Here is a 20,909-nt window from a genome sequence, read left to right on the forward strand (position 1 = left end):
ATCATGGGCAATCGCTTCACCGAGAGATTTGGCGTTTCGCATCCGATCGTCCAAGCGGGCATGAGTTGGGCCTCGTCGAACGTGGCCTTGCCGGCTGCGGTTTCGAATGCGGGCGGCCTCGGAGTCCTCGCCGCCGGCCCGATGTTCGTCGACGACTTTCGGGAGGCCCTGCGCGGCTTGAAGTCAGAGACCAGCGCGCCTTTTGCCGTCAACGTGCCGCTCTACCGTCCACAAGCGGATGAAATTCTGGATATTGTGCTGGAAGAGAACGCGCCGATCCTGATCGCGTCTCAAGGCGGGCCCGGCAAGTATCTCAAGCGGATTCAGAGTGCCAGCGTCAAATGTATTCACGTCGTTGCCTCGGAGCGTCATGCGAAAAAAGCGATGGAGGCCGGCGTCGATGGCTTGATCGTCGTGGGTGCGGAAGCAGGAGGCCACCCGCCGCCGGCTCAGGTGTCGACCTTTGTCCTCGTCCGCGCAGTCGCGCTGGCAGCGCCCGACGTGCCTCTGATTGCAGGTGGCGGCATCGTCGACGGCGCTGGCATCGTCGCCGCACTCGCGCTCGGGGCCGATGCCGTGCAACTGGGTACGCGCTATCTGGCAACCAGGGAATCTCGGGTGCATGAAGCCTACAAGCAGGCCGTTCTGCACGCCGGGGTCGAAGACACAACATTGGTGGGCAAGGCCTTCGGGCCTATTCGAATGCTGAAGAACACCTTCTCGGAGCGCTACCTGGAAGCTGAAGCGGCAGGCGCCGACCAGGAAGTATTGCTCTCTATTTTCAAAGAAAGCTCCTTGAAGCTAGCCGCCCTGGATGGCGATCCGGACAATGGAAAACCGGAAGCAGGGCAGAGCGCCGGCCTGATCAAGGATCTGCCAAGCGCCGAGGAGCTCACCGGGCGCTTGATTGACGAATATTCGCTAGCCCTTGCCAGACTGTCGGAACTCAGCGTATCGCTGAAAGGCGGCTTGTAATGCTACCTGCAAAGCGTTCTTCGATGGGGTGTTGTAATGGAGTTCGATAGCATTTTGCAGGCCTTCCAGTCCGTCGGTCAGCCGATAGCCAACGACTCTTCGCTTGAAGAAGTTCCTAGCGAGTTCGGTGATGAACGTTCCATCGGCATCCACGATTTCGTGGGTGAAGCAATCGACCTCCAAGACAACGCCGATCCAGGTCAGCATCTCGGACAAGCCGGTCCCCTTCGGCGCTTGAGCGTACCCACTGACCAGAATCGTCTTGTTTGCCAAGCGAATGTCCCTCCAGGAAACACGAAGGCCGGATGCGATGACCAGCCAATCACGACCCAATATTTCACAACGACCCTCTAGAACTGTCAACAGACGGCAAGGTCGAGCAAAGCCATGAACATCTCGGTAAACCCTCTAGTCACGAAGCACTCCAACCTCAACTCGGCCCTGAGGATGACCATTGGTGGCGCGCAGGTAGACGCGCGAGACGGCAGCACCATGCCCGTGATCGATCCGAGCACCGGCAGACAAGTGGCCACCATTCCGGAGGGTAAGGCGGCAGATGCCGACCGTGCAGTAAAGGCAGCGCGCGAGCGCTTTCAGTCGCCGGAATGGCGAAAGATGAAGCCGGTCGCCCGCCAACGGCTCTTGCTGAAATTCGCCGACTTGATTGAAGCCCATGCCGATGAATTGGCTGAGCTGGAATCAATCGATGCAGGAAAGCCGCTTGCCATAGCCCGCAACTCGGATCTAGCGAGTGTTATCGACGTTTTTCGGTACTTTGCCGGTTGGGCCACCAAGCTGACAGGTGAGACACTCGATGTATCCGTGCCGCGAATGCCAGATGGCGAATTCTTCGCCTACACGAAGAAGGAGCCAGTCGGGGTCGTGGTTGGTATCACGCCCTGGAACTTCCCGATCTCCATGGCCTCCTGGAAGCTCGCACCGGCGCTCGCGGCCGGCTGTACGGTCATCCTCAAGCCGGCGGAGGACACCTCCCTGACGGCCCTTCGGCTAGGCGAGTTGGCCCTCGAAGCGGGATACCCAGACGGCGCTGTCAACATCGTCACCGGACGCGGTCACGAAATCGGGGCGGCTTTGGTCGCGCACCCCGGTGTCGACAAGGTTTCCTTCACCGGGTCGGTGGCAACCGGGCAGGCCATAGGTCGCTCCGCGCTAGACAAGATGACACGCACAACCCTTGAGCTCGGTGGCAAGTCGCCGGTGATCGTCATGCCGGATGCCAATCTGGACTGGGCCGTGACCGGTGCTGCCATGGCGATCTTCTTCAACCAAGGTCAAACCTGCACGGCGGGATCGAGGCTCTATGTCCATAGAACGATCTACGATGAGTTTGTTGAGAGAGTCGTCGAGGCGGCGAAGCAGCTGAAGATCGGCCCGGCGTTCGAGGACGGGGTCTTTTTCGGGCCGGTCATCTCCGAGGCGCATGCGGAGAAGGTCATGAGCTACGTCGATACTGGCCGCTCCGAGGGCGTTCATCTGACTCTTACTGGCGAGCGTTTGGATCGCCCTGGCTACTTCCTCTCGCCAACGGTCATGACGGGGACACGCGAATCCATGCGCGTGGTCCAGGAAGAAATCTTCGGCCCGGTCCTGGCAGCGGCCCCATTCGATACCGAAGAGGAGGCAATCGAGCTCGCCAACGGTACCCCCTTCGGTCTCGCTGCAAGCATTTGGACAGAAAACCTAAGCGCAGCTCACCAACTGGCCGCCCAGGTCCAGTCCGGCATCGTCTGGGTCAATTGCCACAACCTCTTCGATCCGAACTTGCCTTTTGGTGGCGTGAAGCTTTCCGGGCTCGGAAAAGACCTCGGCCGCTCAGCCGTCGAAAGTTGCTTGGAGCAAAAATCGGTCATGATTCGGCTGCAATAGGATGACGAGGAAGACAACCTGATGAACGGAACAGGCAACTCCCAAGCCGCGCTTGATATCGCCTATCAAGTGCACCCTCAGACCAACTTGCGTCTGCACGACACACGCGGGCCGATGATCATCGAACGCGCCGAAGGTGCCTTTGTCTATGATGACGGCGGCCAGCGGTATCTCGATGCCATGTCCGGGCTGTGGTGCGTCTCTTTGGGATACAGCGATCAAGCTCTCAAAGACGCTGTGAAGGCGCAAATCGACGAGCTGCCCTACTTTCAGCTCTTCGCTCACCGTTCCAATAATCCCTCGATCGACCTCGCGGCGCTTCTGATCGAAAAAGCGCCCGTGCCGATGTCGAAGGTCATCTTCCAGTGCTCCGGTTCGGAGGCGAATGATACGGCAGTCAAGCTGGCTTGGTACTACTGGAACTCTCGCGGAAAACCTGAGAAGAAGAAGATTCTTGCCCTAAACCGAGCCTACCACGGGACCGGAATTTCTTCCGGAAGCCTAACGGGACTGGTGAACATCCACAGTCAATTCGATCTGCCGTTACCTGGCTTCCTACACACGCGCTGCCCACATCACTACAGAGAAGGCCTCGAAGGTGAAAGCGAAGAAGACTTCGTTGCAAGGCTTGCCCAGGAACTCGAACAGCTAATCGTAGAGGAAGGTCCCGACACGGTAGCCGCTTTTTTCGCCGAACCGGTCATGGGAACGGGCGGCGTTGTTGTCCCGCCCGAAGGTTATTTCGCGGCAGTTCAGAAGGTCTTGCAAAGACATGAGATCCTCCTGATTGCGGACGAGGTGATCTGTGGGTTCGGGCGAACCGGCGAGTATTGGGGCAGCACGAAATTCGGCATTCGTCCCGACATGCTGACCTGTGCGAAGTCCTTGTCGTCCGCTTACCTCCCAGTCTCGGCCGTTATGGTGTCCGAAAGCATATTCGAAGCGATGGTCGAACAGTCGGATCGAGTCGGGGTCTTCGGTCATGGATACACCTACGGGGGCCATCCGGTTTGTGCGGCAGCTGCGATTGCTGCGATCACGCGCTACGAGGAGCTGGATGTCGTTCACAAGGCGCGGGCGATGGGCCAATTGTTGCAAGACGGCCTGCGTCAGTTTGTCGACCATCCGCTCGTCGGCGAGGTTCGCGGCGTGGGCATGATGGCCGGGATCGAGTTGGTGCAAGACAAGGCGACGAAGGCTGCATTCGATCCCAAGCGCCTCGTTGGCGGCGCCTGTTCCGCCTTTATCCAAGACCGTGGCGTCATTTCACGGAATCTCATCGACACCATGGCTTTTTCGCCGCCGCTGATCGTCTCCGAATCGGAAATCGACATGATCCTAGAAGCCGTCGCTGGCGGGCTCGACGACACGCTCGCCTGGGCCAAGAAGGAAGGCCTGAAGTGACGGGCAGGATGAGGAGCCTCGATTATGCAACAAGCGATTCAAGAGTGGGCGACGGCTGTAGGAACATTCATTGATGCCTATTGCAAGCTCTTGGATCAGGCCGAAGAGACATCAAACGCCGAGATTGAGGCGGAAAGGAGAGTGTTCCGCGACTTGCTTCTTGGGATCGAACGGGATGTCAGGCCCGAAACTCCCACCGGTCTCCCGGTTTGCCGCTTTGCAGATGCCGTTCTGCAGGAAGCGCCTAGCGAGACTTCCTTGCAAACGGATCTCAACGAATCATGCCGACAGGTCATCGCGAACGCTAGGTGGGTCAACAAGTACGAGCCGAACGCGGAACACGCGGACCTGTTCGAGAACTTTGCCTTTTGCGACTTCGTAGGGCCGGACTCCTCGCAGGTGTCTCACGACGTAACGCTGGGCTTTGTCCTCTTGGGTCCCGATACCAGCTATCCGTTCCATGAGCATCCGGCTCGAGAGCTCTACTACGTAGCCAGTGGAAAGGCCGGTTGGGCCACCGATTTCGAAGACTTTACCCTTCGGGAGCCGGGCACTTTCCTTCTGCACTTAGAAAGCCAGCCCCACGCCATGCGGACTTATGGCGAACCCTTGCTCGCTGTATCGGCATGGCGGGGAGAGGTTCGGGGAGGATCCCGCTTCAGCCAGAAAGTGCCCCGACAGAACGTCAACCTCAAACATCATATCTAGGTCAGCCATGAAGACGTCACCCGGTCCAATCATCCAGTTCAAAGGAATCAACAAGACTTACGATGGTGCGGTGAACATACTGAAAGGCCTGCATCTCGACATAGATAGGGGGGAATTTGTCACCTTGCTGGGCCCTTCGGGGTCGGGCAAGACCACGCTCCTGATGATACTCGCGGGCTTTGAAGTGCCGACCGGCGGCGAGGTGTTGCTTGACGGGCAAATTCTCAATCACGTGCCAGCCTACAAGCGCGACATGGGGGTCGTTTTCCAGAACTACGCGCTCTTTCCACATATGACCGTGCGCAAGAATGTGGGCTACCCGCTGGTACAGAGAGGCGTGTCCAAGGAGGAAATCGCAAAGCGGGTCGACGGCGCACTGTCGATGATCCACATGAGCGAGTTCAGCGAGCGGCTCCCCGCTCAACTTTCCGGGGGTCAGCAGCAGCGAGTGGCCCTTGCCAGGGCGCTTGTGTACCGGCCACAGGTCGTCCTCATGGATGAGCCACTGGGCGCCCTCGATAAGAAATTGCGGGAGCACATGCAGATTGAAATCAAGCATCTGCACGGCTCCCTCGGCATGACGGTAGTTTATGTGACGCACGACCAGTCCGAAGCTTTAACGATGTCGGATCGCATTGCGGTCTTCAAGGATGGGGTGATCCTGCAGATCGGATCACCGCATGAGATCTACGAGCAACCGAACTGCTCTTTCGTCGCAAACTTCATAGGCGAGACCAACAACTTTTCCGGTTCGGTCCGATCCACCAACGGCAATCACTGCGATGTTGAGCTGCATTGCGGCGGCTTAGTCCGCGGGGTGAACGTTTGTGGTGCCGGCGTTGGCGACGAAGTCAATCTAGCGGTCAGGCCTGAACGTATTCAGATCGACCGTACCGACGATTGTTCCCTTGGCTCGGTTAGGGCCGTTGTGGAAGGAACGATCTATCACGGCGACCATCTTCGCTACGAACTCGGCATCGCTGGCACCGAAGGCGCAATGGCAAAGGCCGCCATTGAATCGAGCGAATCTTTGGCACGTGGAACCGAGGTGAACGTTCGATGGAGCGAGCAACACGGGCGTGTACTGGACAGGATTTTGCTTTCGGGCGATCGGCCAGATCCGGAGATGAGTCACCAATGAACGCAGATCTCAAGGCTGAGCTCCGCCTGGCGGAAAGAGGACGGCAGCTCCGAGCGTTTGCACTCGTAGCCCCTTTGCTGACCTTTCTTGTCGTGATCTTCGTTTTGCCGATCGGCTTCACAATGTTCTTTGCCGTGGCCAGCCCGGAGGTAAGAAACGTTCTTCCCCGTACGGCCGGTGCGATCGCCGATTGGGATGGGAGCGACCTGCCCGATGAGGCGACCTTCGAAGCGCTTGTACAGGACCTTCAGAACGGTGCCGCCGCCAAAACAGTCGCCGGGCTCGGCACGCGGTTGAACTACGAGATTTCCGGTTATCGCAGTCTGATCATGCGTTCGTCGCGACGCGCAAAAAACATGGATGCCCCCTACAAGGATGCACTGATCGAGCGAGACCCCCGCTGGGGTGAACTTGAATATTGGCGGGCGATGAAGACCGCAATTGGCCCACTGACACCCCGATACCTGCTTCAGGTCTTGGATCTGGAACGCAGTTGGGACGGCTCGATCACTCGGGTATCCGCCGAGAGGGCGGTTTACGTGAACTACCTGGTTCGGACGTTCTGGATCAGCGTTTCCGTCACGGTCCTCTGTATTTTCATTGGCTACCCAATTGCCGTTGTTGCTGCGCACTCGAGCCAAGCCATAGGTCGGTTGGTTCTGGCGGCTGTGCTGCTGCCGTTCTGGATTTCGGTGCTCGTAAGGACGGCAGCGTGGGTCGTGGTTCTGCAGAAAGAAGGCGTTATCAACAGCGCGATGATTCACCTGGGAATAATTGATGAGCCGGTTCAACTCATTTTCAATCGGCTGGGCGTCTACGTCGCAATGGTTCACGTTTTGCTGCCGTTTCTGGTGCTCCCGCTTTACAGCGTCATGAAGAACATACCCATGCTCCATATGCGGGCAGCGGAGTCCTTGGGTGCGAAACCGATCTCGGCCTTTCTGACAGTCTATCTCCCCCAGTCATTGCCAGGACTGAGTGCGGGAACCTTGCTCGTGTTCATTCTTTCACTCGGGTACTACATCACGCCAGCGCTCGTTGGCGGACCGGGTGATCAGATGCTGAGCTATCTGGTGACCGAGTTCGCGCTGGAAATCGGCAACTGGGGTATGGCCGGTGCGGCTGCGTTCCTTCTCCTCGTTTCCACCCTAGTGGCATACGCCGTCTTCAGGAAGTTGTTGGGCGCGCGCGGTTTCATGGCGTAGAGAGGAGAGTTTTAGATGATGGTCTCGGGCGGTTATCTGACACCAGCGCAGCGCGCGGCCCGACTGGCCCTGCGCCTATTCGTCGCCCTTGCCTGCGCTTTCTTGATCCTGCCGATCGTTGCGATCATTCCGATCTCGTTCAGTTCGGGCAGCTTTCTCAGCTATCCGCTACCTGGCCTATCCTGGCAGTGGTACGAGAACGTGCTGCGCCCGACGCCATGGTTGGAGTCCACCTGGAACAGCTTGATCATTGCGGTGGGCGCAACGACGCTGGCGACTGTTTTGGGAACTCTCGCCGCCTACGGCTTGACCTCGGCGAAGTTTCCCGGCCATGCACTTGTCGTCGGCCTCATCATATCACCACTCATTGTACCGTTGATCATCATCGCCCTGGGCGTCTATTTTTTCTTTGCTCGCGTCGGCCTGTTGGGAACTTTCGCTGGCCTCATTCTGGCACATACCGCGCTCGGCGTACCTTTCGTCGTGATCTCGGTGATGGCGTCACTCGCCGGTTTCGACCGCCGTTTGGTCCGGGCGTCGGAAAGCCTTGGTGCAAGACCGACAACGACATTCCGTGTCATAACCCTACCTCTCATCGCCCCAGGTGTTGTGTCCGGCGCGCTCTTTGCGTTTATCACCTCTTTCGATGAGATCGTGGTCGCCCTCTTCATTGCCTCCCCGGCGCAATTCACTCTTCCACGCCAACTTTTCGCCGGCCTGCGGGATCAGTTGGACCCCTCGATCGTGGCAATTGCGACGCTCCTGATTCTGTTTACAGCCGGCCTTCTGGGATTGTTTGAAGTTCTGCGTCGTCGAACGGCTCGGATCGTGGGAAAGACCTGATTGAGGGGCTGAGAATCACCACGAGGACCAGAACCTTTGGTTGAGCAAACATCACTTGTTCGAGAGTTGAGTTGTGCGGTACCAGACACGACTCTGGAACAGGCGCAGGATATTGCTCGACACTTGTTCGACGTCGAAGGAGAGGCGCATCTCCTTCCTGGCGAGCGGGAACGAAACTTTCGCCTTTATGCCGCTGAAGACAGCTACTTTCTGAAGGTCGCGCCGGCGGGCACCGACAAGCCTTCACTGGAGATGCAGGCGGCGGCTCTCGCCCACCTCGCCGCAATAGCGCCAGAGCTGCCCGTGCCGCGGGTCATAAGGTCCGGTAAGACTGCCGTGGTCATGCTCGACGATGGGTTGCTCGTGTTCATGACCAGCTGGTTGCCCGGGGTTCTCATGCTTGAGACCAAGAAGACACCTGGGCTCCAGAGGGAGGTCGCAGCGCTGGCAGCATATGTCGGGAAGGGCCTCCGAGGCTTCTTTCACCCCTCTGCCGGGCGAAGGCTGATCTGGGACTTGAGCCGGGCGGGCGAACTTCAATCGCTGCTGGCTCACACGACGCACCAGGACCGAGCAAAGCTGGCCGGCGCCGCCCTAGGGTCGGTACTCAATTAGGGATTCCCCTACGTCTGCAGTTGTGATTCTTTGATCCAGGTTTCCCAAGGCAGGGAGGATTGGATGGCACGGCTTTACTGGCTTTCGGACGAGGAATGGGCTCGGATCGAGCCTTATCTGCCGCGCGGTCGGCGCGGGGCTCATCGGGTGGATGACCGTCGGGTGATTTCCGGTATCGTCCATATGCTCAAGGTCGGAGCGCGCTGGCGCGACTGTCCGTCGGAATACGACCCCTACACGACGATCTACAACCGCTTCAATCGCTGGAGCAAGCAAGGGGTTTGGGAGGATATTTTCTACGCCCTGACGGGTAAAAGTGTTGTCGTATCGACCACAGCGGTCGATTCCACCCACATCAAGGCGCACCGCTCGGCGGCGGGGGCAAAAGGGGGGACTTCGAGCACGCAATCGGTCGATCGCGCGGCGGACGGACGACTAAAATTCATGCCATAACCGATGCACTGGGGCGCCCTATTGCCCTCTCGATCACGCCCGGACAGACCCATGATCTGGTCGGCGCGGCCATGCTTCTCGAGCGCATACCAACCCCTAAACGGCTCCTGGCCGATCGCGCCTATGACGCCGCAAAGCTGCGGGACTGGTTGATCGAACGAGGCTGCCAGCCGGTCATCCCTCCAAACCCAACCCGCAAGCATCCTCAATCGTACGACAAAGTCGCCTACCGAGACCGCAACCGCGTGGAGCGGATGTTCTGTCGGCTCAAGGATTTCAGAAGGATAGCAACCCGCTACGACAAGCGCGCCGATATCTTCCTCGCCGCCATCTGTCTGGCCGCATCTATCACTTGGTGGCTCAATTGAGTCTCGACCCTAGAGCGATTCGCCGCCCGATGCGGAATCCGCAGTGCCCTGCGCGCGCAGGTGATCCACAACGACTTCAACCAGAACAACCTGCTGGTCGATCCAGCGGATCAAGCCACGATCACCGGGCTTCTGGACTTCGGCGACATGATTTTTGCCCCGCTAATCAACGACCTGGCAATCGCAATCTCGCATCACCTCTACGGCGAACCCGATGTGCTTGAGGAGATGGCCAACATGACCGATGCTTACCACCAAGTCGTGCCCCTGGATGAGTCAAAAGTTGATTGTCTGCCAGACCTTATTGCGGCTCGGCTTGCATCGCGCGAGATCATCGTGAATTGGCGGGTCGCCCAGCGAGGCGACACCGGTAGCTACGATGCCAAGGTCTCGGAGATGACCTGGGAGGCGCTGTCTTGCGTAATGGACATAGATGCTAAGGCCGCGACACGGCGGCTGCACGATGCCTGCGGCTACCCGAGTAAGATCCAGGTCGCGACGCCGGCGGAAACGCTGCTTGAGCGTCGCAAGCGCATCTTGGGTCCGACTGCGAAACAGTTCTACGAGCGCAGTTTCCATCCCGTGCGCGCTCAGGGCGTCTGGGTGTATGACGAATCCGGCAAGCGCTATCTCGACGCTTACAACAACGTTCCCCATGTCGGTCACTGCCACCCCCACGTAACTGCCGCGATCACACGACAAACGAATCGGTTAAACACCAACACTCGCTATTTGGACGAGACCATCCTGAACTACACCGAGCGCTTGACGGCGACAACGCCCGGCGGTTTGGACACAGTCGTGCTTGTTTGCACGGGTACTGAGGCCAACGATCTGGCTTGGCAGGTGGCTCAAGCCTGGTCCGGTGGATCCGGCGCGATCACGACGGACTCGGCCTTTCATGGGAACTCCACGTTCGTCGGTCGCTTGGACACCTACACACTATCGGTCGAGCGCAGGGAAAAGTGGATTGCAACCGTAGGCGCACCGAGGTTCCCTGGACGTATCGTCGCCAATCAGAAGCACGCACCAGTCACGGAGTTCGCTCGCGAGTTCGACGCGGCGATCGATGCTCTGCGCTCCTACGGTCATGAGCCCGCTGCTTTCTATATGTGTCCGCTATTTGCAAGCGACGGCCTCTTTTCGCCGCCCAACGGCTACATGGCCGAGGCGATCGAGAGAGTCCGACGTTCGGACGCCTTGATCGTGTGCGACGAAGTGCAGTCAAGCTTCGGGCGCACCGGCGACGATATGTGGGGCTATCAGGCGCTGGGCATTACCCCGGATATCGTGACCTTGGGGAAGCCCATCGGCAATGGTCACCCTCTCGGTGCGTTAGTGACGCGGCGGGAGATCATGGAACGCTTCGCCCAGTCCGAGCGTTACTTCAACACTTTCGGAGGGAATCCGGTCGCCTGTGCCGCCGGGCTTGCGGTGCTCGACGTGCTCGAGCGTGAAGACCTGCTTAGCAACGCACGCGTCGTCGGAGCCTATCTGAGATCGGGCCTGGAGAGTCTTGCGACGGTCAGCCCATTGGTCAGCGATGTTCGTGGCCGAGGGCTGTTTCTGGGCGTCGACCTAGCCGTCGATGGCCACCCGGCACCAAAAGTCGCTCGGCAAGTCATCGAGGAGATGCACCACCGCGGCGTCCTGATCGGGATCACGGGCGCGGGACGCAACCTACTCAAGGTGCGGCCGCCGATGTGCGTGAGCAAGACGAACGCAGATCAGATCGTCGAAACGCTCGGAGCGGTTCTCCAGAGCGACGCCGTCAAGTCGGCACAATAGAACACGGAAGCAGAGAGCCTTCGTACTTGCCACCCAGAGGTGACTTGCTGACCTGGCAGGACTTGATTAGGGAGGAACGCGGCGGGTTCTGCTGCCGCAAGGTCCGCTAGCTTTCGGCAACGCTGCTCACGCCGTGCACTCGGCAAGCAACGCCGTGCCGCGTCAAGAGCGCCGTACGAGAACCGCAATTTTTGCTGGTGTTTTTTTATGAATCGTCTTGAGGGCTGGAGGCCGTTTTGGTAACATCATTTTGCTAGGAAATTCGCGGAGACTCAGCGGCAAAGTCGAGTCTCGGAGCCGAATTGGACCGGCGCAAACCTTCACAGGTTGGCGCCGGTTTTTGTTTGTTTTGATACCGAGTGCCACAGCGTTGAGACACTGGCAAGGGGATGTAACCCACAAAGGTCGCCCCTTGGAATCCGGTCTGCAAGGGCAACTCTGAATGAGAAGACGGAGGAAAACATGAGGGATTGTGTCCTGGGTCTGACGATTGGAATTTCATTGGCATTTGCCGGCCTGAATGCCGCCTCAGCAAGGGATTTCACGGTTACCGCTTGGGGCGGGGCGGTGCAGGATGCCAAGCGAGACATCTTCTTCACGCCCTTTGCAAAAGCCGAAGGCGTCAAGGTGTTGGACGATGTTTATGCCGGTGGTTGGGCGCCATTCAAGGCTATGCAGGACACCGGTGTCGTCCCGTGGGACATCGTGCAAGTGGAAACGGCCGAACTCGTTCGCGGTTGCGAGGAGGGCGTGTTCGCACCGGTCGACTGGACGAAAGTGGGAAACAAAGGCGATTTCATCCCATCGGCTGTGTCGGAGTGCGGCGTCGGAACAACGGTTTGGTCCATCGTCGTTGCCTACAACGCCGACTTGGTCTCCGAACAGCCAGCGACGGTCGGGGATTTTTGGGATTTGCAGCGCTGGCCAGGCAAGCGCGGCATGCGGCGCGGCCCCAAAGTCAATCTTGAGCTCGCACTGATGGCCGACGGCGTTTCGCCGGCAGATGTTTACAAGGAGCTTTCCACCAAGGAAGGCCTTGAACGTGCCTTTGCAAAGCTCGACGAGATCAAACCTGAAGTCCAGTGGTGGAAGTCAGGCGCCCAAGCGCCGGAATGGCTGATCTCAGGCGATGTGGTGATGAGTCTTGCCTACAATGGGCGGGTTGCAAAGGCTCTGGAAGAAGGGAAGGACCTGAAGATCATCTGGGAGAACACACTCTACGACGCTGACGCTTGGGCGATCCCGACTGGTTCTCCTTACATCGACTTGGCGCACAGGTTCATCAGGTTCGCGTCCGATCCCGCGCGGCAGGCCAAATTCACAAACTCCTTTGCCTACGGACCGACAACTGTTGAGTCTATGAAAATGGTCGATCCAGCTCGCCTGCCGTTGCTGCCGGCCGGCGCCAATCTTGACAGCGGACTGCACATTGGCAGCGAAGAGGCGCGCGAATTCTGGGCCGATAATCTCGAGGAACTGAATGAGCGTTGGAACACCTGGACCAGTTCCGAGTAGCGCGGACTGCGCGTGCCAAGACCATGGAGTGATTGGGTAAGCGACTAATATCGCCTCGTTTTCGAGATCTGGAAGGTGCCTAGCTTGAGGAGAAGTCCGGGATGGAGAACAAACTGACGATCAATCCAGAGGCTACTCTGGGCCCGTTCTACCCGGAAACCTACGTGCCGGCGGATGCCAATGACTTGACCCGCGTCCGCTACGGCCAGCCCCGTGCCACGGGCCAGCTGGCCTACATCGAAGGAATGGTCAGAGATTCCGAGGGGGTCGGCCGACCTCGAATTCTCATTGAGGTGTGGCAAGCAAACGCGGCGGGACGGTATCGCCACCCAAAGGACCAAAGTGACTTGGCACTTGATCCCAACTTCGACGGCTGGGGTCGCTTTCTCACCCGTGACGACGGCTCCTACGATTTCCGTACGGTCATCCCCGGAGCCCACGCTGCAGCGGATGGGACTGTGCAGGCACCTCATTTGAAGGTTTCTCTCTTCGGCACCGGGTTCGACCGCCTCCAGACTGCCATTTTCTTTCCAGGTACGGAGGAGTTGGGGGACGATCCGATCATGAAACGGATAGGCGACCGCTCGGCACTTCTCGTAGCGAAGGAAGTCGAAACGTTAACCAATGCCCCTGAGAGCGTGCGGTGTTTTCGATTCGATTTCACTGTGCGTGGCGAGAACGAAACGCCGTTCTTTCTCGACTGACAGACACGAGCTCTGCCGAACAGGACAACCGGAAATGACCTACCCGATCATCACCACCGACGAGAGGCGTGTGCCACTGGTCCTCGAGGGCGATACCGACAGTATCTGCCTGACACCCCTTCAGCCTCTGGTCGACGTTGGTTTGGGCGAAGATCCTCTGGCCCGCCCCTTGTTTCCACGTCCGTTCCTTCGCGAAGGCGAGAACGACATCACACGAATTGCTCCGGGGCGCCTACGTGCGGACGGTGAAGTCATCGGAGTTACAGGTCAGATCTTGGACGACGAGGGTCGGCCACTGCGCCATACGCTGGTTGAAATGTGGAACGCCAACACGCATGGCCGCTACACTCATGTCCATTGCCCGGAATCAACCGGCCCTCTCGACCCGAACTTTCACGGCTGCGGGAGAACTCTGACTGATGGAGAGGGCCGTTATCAGTTCATCACCATAAAACCTGGCCCTTACCTTGCTGAGTCGGAGATCGATTGGTGGCGACCTTCGCATCTGCATTTCTCAGTTTTTGGCGGTGGCACGCGTCTAGTCACGCAAATGCTGTTTCCCGACGATGCCATGATTCAGAAAGACCTCATTTGGCTCCACGTGCTGGACGAAGCCCGGCGGACACGCATGATCGCTGAGACCTGCGAGAATTATACCAATGAGAGCGACGTCAGGTGCTTCACGTTCAACATTGTTGTACGTGGCCCGCTTCAGTCGGTCATGGAAGACGGCTGACAGAACCCTGTTGTGAGCCGTGCCTACAGGAGTTTGCAACAGGGCAGGTCATTGGAACGACTCTGAAGGGGTGCATGCCGAAAGGCAGGGAAAAGCGAACCCTTTCTGAAGGTGCGCTGATCGTCAGTTCGACGACTGATGCAAAGACGCCCGGTGTGTTTGGGAAATCTCGCAAAGGATGCCTCGATGAGTATTTTCTTGTTCAAGACAGGTGCTCCCGCACTCCTAGCGGCCGGTTTGTTGGCCGCTTCGACGGCGCCTGTGGCGGCGGCAGACTACAAGATCGGCCCAGCTCACTCCTTCGTGGAGTTCAAAACGCTGCATCTCGGCTTCAGTTGGCTGCATGGCCGGTTCAACACGGTCGAGGGGAGTTTGAAGTTCGATCCATCGGCCGGACCGGAGACACAAGAAATCGAAGTGATCATCGATACTGCCTCTGTCGACACCAACCATGCCGAGCGCGACAAGCATCTGCGTAGCTCGGACTTCCTCAATGTGGAGGAGTATCCGACCGCCACCTTCAAGAGCACCGGCTATGATGGCGATGAGGATGGTGGCACCTTGACCGGTGAACTCACTCTGCACGGAGTCACAAAGCCCATCTCTTTCGAAATCAAGAAGATTGGTGAGGGCGACGATCCCTGGGGCGGATACCGGGCCGGCTTCGAAGGAAGCTACACACTCACCCGCAGCGACTTTGGGATGGACTACGACCTTGGGCCTGGTGCGCTCGAGGTCGAGCTCGGCATCTATGTCGAGGCGATCCGTCAGTAGCGGCGGGAGGCGGCTCATGCTGCGCAACACGCCGGGTCGCTATGGAGTCGTGACCAAGACCCTCCACTGGCTGATCGCCCTGGGCGTCATCGGGGTGATATGGCTGGGCTGATGGATGGTCGGTCTTAGCTACTACGACAGCTGGTACAACCGGGGCCTAGAGTTGCACCGTGCAATCGGCATGGTGCTGTTGGGGCTCGCGTTCCTATTCGGATGCTGGAAGCTCCTCTCGCCCTCTCCAATGCTTCAGAGTGAGCTTAGTCCCTGGGAAAAGCTTGGGGCCAAAACTGCTCACATCATTCTGCTTCTGGCCATGTTTGCAATCCCTGTCACAGGCTATGTGATTTCGACGTCGGCCGGACAGGGCTTCTCGACCTTCGGTCTTTTCGAGTTTCCCGCGCTGCTAACAACTTCTGAGAACACCCGAGATCTCGCCACTGCTGCCCATTACTACCTTGCCTATGGGCTTATCGTCGTTGTCGCGGTCCATGCTGGTGCCGCATTGAAGCATCAGTTTGTCGACAAACACGGCACTCTGATGCGCATGCATTAGGTAGCGGACTCATAAGCTTCGCACCAGATTCTGACAGCGGCGATTTTGATGAAGGCGAGGAAGGCATGTGATGTCTTGTCGTATCGGGTTGCGATGCGCCGGAAGGATTTCTTGATACGGCCGATGAAGCGCTCGACCTTGTTGCGTTGACGATAGAGTTCCCGGTCGAATGGGATCGGTATCTTGCGGTCGGATTTGGAGGGGATCACCGCTTCCGCTCCCTTCTCCCAGATCAGGTTTCGAATGTGGTTGGCGTCGTATGCCTTGTCGGCCAGAACAGCCTGTCCGGGTTGCAAGTCCCCCAGCAGAAGCGGCGCCACCGGCCCGTCATGGGCCTGTCCCGGCGTCAGGTGGACCTTCAACGGTAGCCCCCATTCATTGACCAGAACGTGGATTTTTGTGGTCAGACCGCCACGTGAACGACCCATGCATCGTCGGGGATCGTTTTTTTGAGCGTGGCCCCGGCGTGATGCACGCGCACCGACGTGCCGTCGATCATCACCACATCGCCGTTGTGAGCATCCACCACCGCGTCCATGACCCGGTCCCAGACGCCGGCCCGGGTCCAGCGGCGGAAGCGGTTGTACACAGTGGTATAGGGGCCGTAGCGCCCGGGCAGGTCGCGCCACGGACAGCCGGTGCGCAACACGTAGAAGATGCCATTCAGAACCTGCCGGTCATCGCGCCGCTGCACACCCCTCACCTTGTTCGGCAGAATCGGTTGGATGAACCGCCATTCCAGCTCCGTAAGATCATAGCGTGACATGCTCTCCTCCGAACGCCAAACCAGACCATCACAGAATCACAAACCGCTGATCTTGAAAATAGATTTATGAGTGCACTACCTAGGCCATAGCACGCCGCGACGGCGATCTTGAATCCCTCGTTGCATCAGAGCGGCCGCGCCTGAACAGCGTGGTCGTTCAGGTGTGGACGCGCAAACTACGATCTAGCACGCCGCAATTCGATTCCAGATGCTTCCGTATGGCTTCCGGACACAGAAAAACGGCTTAGCGAGGTTTCACTAAGCCGTTGTTGTAGTTGATGGTGTGGACGGCCCCCTCGATTGGCGTCTGGGCGCCATAATGGAGCTGTCATCGACTTCATTACGAGGAGGCCATCCATCATGACGATTAGCACGGTCGGTCTTGACCTGGCAAAGAACGTCTTTCAGGTGCACGCCGTTGACCACAATGAAAGAGTTGTGGTTCGCAAACAACTGCGCCGCAACAAGGTGCTAAAGCGTTTTGCGTTTGAAGTGAATCGGGGGATTCCCAAAGGGGCGGAAATGTGATTCACCATGTTTGGAGGTGGATCATGGGCAAGCCCTATTCTCTGGATCTTCGCAAGCGGATCGTCAGCTACGTGGAAGAAGGCCACTCGGCGCGTGCAGCCGCAGGAGTGTTCGGTGTCTCTGCCAGCACGGCGGTGCGCCTTGCGGCAGCCCAGCGGCGCGATGCAACCTTGCGCCCAAGGCGCAGGGGCGTGCGCCGGGGACAGCGGGCAAGCTGGCGGCGCATATGGACTTTCTGATCGGGCAGGTGAAATCCGTGCCGGACATCGCGCTGCAGGAACTGGCCGAGGCGCTGAAAGAGGCCCGGGGCGTCGAGGTCCAGCTCTCCTCGATCCACCGTGCTCTCGTGCGGGCCGGCTATTCATAAAAAAAAAGGCTGGTGGCGCTGGAGCGTAACCGCCCCGATGTGCGCGCCGCCCGCCATCTCTGGACCAGCCAGCGCCAGGCGCGCATGCGCAGCCAGCCCCATCGGCTGGTCTTCCTCGACGAGACTTCGGTCAAGACCAACCTGACGCGCCTGCGCGGCCGCGCGCCCCTCGGCGAGCGCCTCTACGGAGCCGCCCCCTTCGGCAAGTGGCGCACCCAGACCTTCATCGCCGGCCTGACCAGCGAGGAACTGATCGCCCCCTGGGTGATCGAGGGGGCCATGAACCGACCTGCCTTCGAGACCTACGTCGAGACACAGTTGGCCCAGCTGCTCAATCCCGGCACCGTCGTCATCCTCGACAACCTCTCCACCCACAAAAGCCCGCGCGCCGCCGAAACCCTGAAGCAGGCCAAGTCCTGGTTCCTCTTACTGCCGCCCTACAGCCCCGATCTCAATCCCATCGAGCAGGCCTTCTCAAAGCTCAAGGCCCACCTCCGGCGCATCGGCGCGAGAACCTACGACGATCTCATCGCCGCCATCGGCGATGTCTGTGCCCTCTACGCCCCCACAGAGTGCCGCAACTTCTTCAAGGCTGCAGGATATGCATCAGATTAAAGGCAAAACGCTTTAGCCTTTTTCACCGAGTTCCCGCCCTGCCTGGTTGGCATGGAAGCCAGCGGCTCTGCCCACCATTGGGCGCGCGAACTCAGGCTGTTGGGACACGAGGTGCGCCTGATGCCGCCGCACTATGTGAAACCCTATGTCAAACGCGGCAAGAATGACGCGGCCGACGCGGAGGCCATCTGCGAGGCGGTGAGCCGGCCTTCGATGCGCTTTGTCCCGGTCAAGGGCACGGACCAGCAAGGCGTCTTGATGCTGCACCGGACCAGAAGCCTGTTGGTCCGCCAACGCACCATGCTGGCCAATGCTCTACGCTCTCACCTGTCGGAGTTCGGCATTGTGGTGGCCAAGGGCATCGAGAACATCGCCAAGTTGGCGACCATCGTCGAGACCGCGGGGAAAGACCACCTGCCGATGGCCGCCGTGGAAGCTCTCAGCGTGATCGTCGGCCAACTGCGCGAATGGCTCTCCGACGCTCAGTCGATACCCACAAACCATCCAACCTCATCACCTGCCATGGCCGAGACCTCCCTTGTTGTCCGGACCACCGCGACGCCGATCAATCCCTGTACTGGCGCTCCAAGGCGCAACCTCCCACCGGACATCCGTCGCGGCCGTCCCGCCGGGGCACCAGTCCGCAACAGGTGCTCGCAGGCACTGGGGGCCTTGGGTTGCTCCCGGCAGGCCGGCCCGGTCCAGCTAGTCTACATCCAAGACCAGCTCACCAACTTCCAAATGGTACGAGGGCCCGCAACCAACGAAACCGACAATTACTTGCTGCAGCGGTTTGACTGAATCACCGGATTAGAATGGCGCTCTTGGCGGCAGCTACCAAATGAACAAGTTGCACGTGTGCCAGTCACCTCTATGGTTCTTGAACTGTTTTCGACTCGAACCAACTCGACCCGACGCCACGCAAGCGCGTGCTGGCGCGGCTTGTCTGGCGTATCTCACCTCAAGGCCTGTCACGTGTCGGCGCGCGTAGCAAAGGCTGAGGAAAAACGGCCGTGCGACCGTCGGATTGTGCAGCACGTTAAACAGAGTTGATGTTCATGTCCGGCCGTTTGCCCGCCGTCCCGCCCCGCTTCCTGACTTCCGCAACCCTCGATACGGGCGCCCTTGCCGCGATGAGCCAACCGAGCACGGTTGCGGCGCCCAGCCACATCACGAAAGCCGCGCCCTCCCCCGCCGCCAGGAGCGCCGCACCCGGTAGGAAAACAAGGACCCAGGCCAATCCCGCGAAGCGGCGGCCACGCGGCTGCAGCCCGAAGGCCCGCCGGCGTTTCGGATCGCTGGCAGTAAGATAAGAAAGTCCCGGAAGCGTGGCGGCCACCGCTACGAGGGTAAGAATCGCCGTCATTCGGCAGCGACCCGATTCGCGCTCTGCGGCCTCTTTACCGGCCGTAGGCGCAGCCCGGTAGCGCCCAGGACAATGCCGACGCCGGCCAGGAGCAGCACGAGGTCGAAGACGACTATTGCGGCATTGCCATCGCTCAGCAGGCTTACCCAGCCGGCCCCGCCCATGGCCATGCGCAACAGCGGTAGCGCTATCAGCGAGGTGCCGAGCACCAGCCCATAGAGCCGCGCCAGGGCTCGGGAGTCACGAACCGCCAAGCCGGCAACAACTGCCAGAGCGCAGCCGATCAGGAAGCCGGCGGGGGTCCAGAACAGGGTGCTTGCGGCCGGCAGACTGAGGAAGAAGCCGATCCCACTGCCCGCCATGGCAATCGGCAGGCCATAGCCGAATACCGGAACGGCGCGGGCCAGGCGGCGCCACAACAGGTCCTCCGCGCGCCGCTGCAGCCAGAGCTGCAGCCCGGTGAGAGTGACATAGCAGCCGACCAGACCCAAGGCGAACCAGACCGTTCGCGACAGCAGGCCGGCGAAGGTCCCGAAGTGCAGCGGTGGGATGAGGCCGAAGACCGCGCTGCCCAGCGAAGGCTTGGTGCCGAGGGCCGGCTTCGATCCCAGATGAACACCGGTCGCCCCTTCGAAAACCTGCTGTTCAGCGATGAGGTCGCCCTCGGCCGGCAGGTGAAAGACCGTCACCGTGGCATCGGCCCGCCCCCAGTGATGCACCGAAAACCCACGCGGTACGGAGCCGGCGGCCTCGGCAGCGGCAGCGAGCATGGCATCCAGATCGGCCGTGGGCGCCGGCGTCGGATCCTCGGCCTCGCGCAGGCCCACCAGCCGCTCGAAAAACGCCATGCGGTCACCGCCGAAAGCCACCGTGCTGATGGTCGGCAGGCCGAGCGCGATGGCGAAGCTGAGGAAGGCGCCGGTAAAGGCCAGAACGAAGGCAAAGGGCAGCGCCCAGCTGCCCACCAGGTTGTGCCGGTCGCGCGCCGTCAGCAGCCGGCTCGAGAGACGCGGCGCAAGGAACAGGTCCTTGATCACATGACGGTGCATCAGGATCCCGGAGATGGCCGAGGCCAGCATCAGCAGGCCCAGCACACCGGTCGCGTAGAGCCCCCAGGGATCCGGCAGATGCAGGTTGACGTGCAATTCCACCAGGAACTCGTCCAGGGCGCCCCAGGGATCTGCGCCGAAGACCTCCGACGAAAAGCCCTCGCGCCGCGTCAGAACCTCATGGGTGACCGGGTGCAGCTCAAACAGGATGCCCTTTTCATCGATCTCGTCCTCGTCGTTTTGCGCATGCGTATGCAGGAAAGCGACGACGTGTCCGGCGGAGTTATGAAAGACGCTGATGTCTTCGTGGTAGTCGCCCGGCACCTGCGCGGCCAGGGTCCGCAGCGTGCCGTCAATCGGACGCGTGAAGGGTTCCTGGGCCTTCATGCCGCTGGCCGACCAGGAGCCGATTTCGAAGGCGAAAACGGCCACCGCGCCGGTCAGCAGAACGACATAGAGCAGCAGGCCCAGGATCGCGCCGGACCAGCCGTGGATCGCCACCAGCCGCTTGGTCCGCCGCTGTGACAAAGCCATGATGCCGCCTCCTCT

19 protein-coding genes and 3 pseudogenes are annotated in these 20,909 nt (G+C 59.7%); 18 read left to right on the forward strand and 4 right to left on the reverse strand.

Going from position 1 to position 20,909, the window contains the following annotated elements:
• Positions 1–3: 3 nt before the first annotated feature.
• Entirely contained in the window at positions 4–975 is a 972-nt protein-coding gene (locus ACP146_RS14075) for an NAD(P)H-dependent flavin oxidoreductase (RefSeq protein WP_422367386.1), read from the forward strand.
• Here ACP146_RS14075 and ACP146_RS14080 read toward each other — a convergent pair.
• Complete coding sequence (locus ACP146_RS14080; protein WP_422367387.1) at positions 922–1,248, reverse strand: DUF3870 domain-containing protein; 327 nt, start codon at positions 1,246–1,248, stop codon at positions 922–924. The two genes, ACP146_RS14075 and ACP146_RS14080, sit on opposite strands and share 54 nt — an antisense overlap.
• 114 nt (positions 1,249–1,362) lie before the next feature.
• On the opposite strand from ACP146_RS14080, the gene ACP146_RS14085 reads away from it, so the two are divergent.
• From ACP146_RS14085 to ACP146_RS14150, 14 genes are all read left to right on the forward strand, one after another.
• Entirely contained in the window at positions 1,363–2,862 is a 1,500-nt protein-coding gene (locus ACP146_RS14085; protein ID WP_422367388.1) for an aldehyde dehydrogenase family protein, read from the forward strand.
• A 21-nt stretch (positions 2,863–2,883) separates the two neighbouring features.
• On the forward strand, positions 2,884–4,266 hold the full coding sequence (locus ACP146_RS14090) for an aminotransferase (RefSeq protein WP_422367389.1): 1,383 nt from the start codon (positions 2,884–2,886) through the stop codon (positions 4,264–4,266).
• Between the two features lie 24 nt (positions 4,267–4,290).
• Positions 4,291–4,974 carry a dimethylsulfonioproprionate lyase family protein gene (locus ACP146_RS14095; protein ID WP_422367390.1) on the forward strand — a complete coding sequence of 228 codons (684 nt, stop codon included), beginning with the start codon at positions 4,291–4,293 and terminating at the stop codon, positions 4,972–4,974.
• Between the two features lie 7 nt (positions 4,975–4,981).
• Positions 4,982–6,115, forward strand: a complete 1,134-nt coding sequence (locus tag ACP146_RS14100; protein ID WP_422367391.1) for an ABC transporter ATP-binding protein — start codon at positions 4,982–4,984, stop codon at positions 6,113–6,115.
• Positions 6,112–7,320: an ABC transporter permease gene (locus ACP146_RS14105; RefSeq protein WP_422367392.1), complete on the forward strand. Its 1,209-nt coding sequence runs from the start codon at positions 6,112–6,114 to the stop codon at positions 7,318–7,320. The genes ACP146_RS14100 and ACP146_RS14105 overlap by 4 nt, the downstream gene beginning before the upstream one ends.
• 15 nt (positions 7,321–7,335) lie before the next feature.
• The gene (locus ACP146_RS14110; RefSeq protein WP_422367393.1) at positions 7,336–8,163 is read left to right on the forward strand and encodes an ABC transporter permease; all 828 of its coding nucleotides are present in this window, start codon (positions 7,336–7,338) and stop codon (positions 8,161–8,163) included.
• A gap of 123 nt (positions 8,164–8,286) precedes the next feature.
• Entirely contained in the window at positions 8,287–8,778 is a 492-nt protein-coding gene (locus ACP146_RS14115) for a phosphotransferase (protein ID WP_422367394.1), read from the forward strand.
• Between the two features lie 63 nt (positions 8,779–8,841).
• Positions 8,842–9,599, forward strand: a protein-coding gene (locus tag ACP146_RS14120; protein ID WP_422367395.1) for an IS5 family transposase whose coding sequence is annotated in 2 segments (ribosomal slippage) — positions 8,842–9,165 and positions 9,168–9,599 — 756 coding nt in all. Because the reading frame shifts where the segments join, the coding sequence is not laid out codon by codon here.
• 48 nt (positions 9,600–9,647) lie between these two features.
• The gene (locus ACP146_RS14125; RefSeq protein WP_422369654.1) at positions 9,648–11,387 is read left to right on the forward strand and encodes an aminotransferase class III-fold pyridoxal phosphate-dependent enzyme; all 1,740 of its coding nucleotides are present in this window, start codon (positions 9,648–9,650) and stop codon (positions 11,385–11,387) included.
• Between the two features lie 462 nt (positions 11,388–11,849).
• Positions 11,850–12,902, forward strand: coding sequence for an ABC transporter substrate-binding protein (locus ACP146_RS14130; RefSeq protein WP_422367396.1), 1,053 nt, complete (start codon positions 11,850–11,852; stop codon positions 12,900–12,902).
• A gap of 101 nt (positions 12,903–13,003) precedes the next feature.
• On the forward strand, positions 13,004–13,606 hold the full coding sequence (gene pcaG / locus ACP146_RS14135) for a protocatechuate 3,4-dioxygenase subunit alpha (RefSeq protein ID WP_422367397.1): 603 nt from the start codon (positions 13,004–13,006) through the stop codon (positions 13,604–13,606).
• Between the two features lie 34 nt (positions 13,607–13,640).
• The gene (locus ACP146_RS14140) at positions 13,641–14,342 is read left to right on the forward strand and encodes a protocatechuate 3,4-dioxygenase subunit beta (protein WP_422367398.1); all 702 of its coding nucleotides are present in this window, start codon (positions 13,641–13,643) and stop codon (positions 14,340–14,342) included.
• 186 nt (positions 14,343–14,528) lie between these two features.
• Positions 14,529–15,116: a YceI family protein gene (locus ACP146_RS14145; protein ID WP_422367399.1), complete on the forward strand. Its 588-nt coding sequence runs from the start codon at positions 14,529–14,531 to the stop codon at positions 15,114–15,116.
• Positions 15,117–15,231: 115 nt separating this feature from the next.
• On the forward strand, positions 15,232–15,669 hold the full coding sequence (locus ACP146_RS14150) for a cytochrome b (protein ID WP_422367400.1): 438 nt from the start codon (positions 15,232–15,234) through the stop codon (positions 15,667–15,669).
• Here the strand turns inward: ACP146_RS14150 and ACP146_RS14155 are convergent.
• A protein-coding gene (locus ACP146_RS14155; protein ID WP_422365355.1) for an IS5 family transposase occupies positions 15,666–16,435 on the reverse strand; the annotation gives its coding sequence in 2 pieces (ribosomal slippage) (positions 15,666–16,114 and positions 16,114–16,435; 771 coding nt in all). The genes ACP146_RS14150 and ACP146_RS14155 overlap by 4 nt on opposite strands.
• Before the next feature lie 360 nt (positions 16,436–16,795).
• On the opposite strand from ACP146_RS14155, the pseudogene ACP146_RS14160 reads away from it, so the two are divergent.
• The 3 pseudogenes from ACP146_RS14160 to ACP146_RS14170 form a co-directional block, all read left to right on the forward strand.
• Positions 16,796–16,918: pseudogene (locus ACP146_RS14160) on the forward strand (IS110 family transposase); the annotation flags it as partial.
• 68 nt (positions 16,919–16,986) lie between these two features.
• Positions 16,987–17,945, forward strand: a pseudogene (locus ACP146_RS14165) (IS630 family transposase).
• A pseudogene (locus ACP146_RS14170) lies at positions 17,946–18,413 on the forward strand (IS110 family transposase); the annotation flags it as partial.
• Positions 18,414–18,984: 571 nt separating this feature from the next.
• On the opposite strand, the gene ACP146_RS14175 reads toward ACP146_RS14170, so the two are convergent.
• Both ACP146_RS14175 and ACP146_RS14180 read right to left on the reverse strand, forming a co-directional pair.
• On the reverse strand, positions 18,985–19,311 hold the full coding sequence (locus tag ACP146_RS14175) for a hypothetical protein (protein WP_422367401.1): 327 nt from the start codon (positions 19,309–19,311) through the stop codon (positions 18,985–18,987).
• The gene (locus tag ACP146_RS14180; RefSeq protein WP_422367402.1) at positions 19,308–20,894 is read right to left on the reverse strand and encodes a PepSY-associated TM helix domain-containing protein; all 1,587 of its coding nucleotides are present in this window, start codon (positions 20,892–20,894) and stop codon (positions 19,308–19,310) included. Before ACP146_RS14180 ends, ACP146_RS14175 begins: the two co-directional genes overlap by 4 nt.
• Between the last annotated feature and the right edge of the window lie 15 nt (positions 20,895–20,909).

Origin of the sequence: Pelagibius sp. (genome assembly GCF_965249265.1) — a bacterium.
GTDB lineage: Bacteria > Pseudomonadota > Alphaproteobacteria > Kiloniellales > Kiloniellaceae > Pelagibius.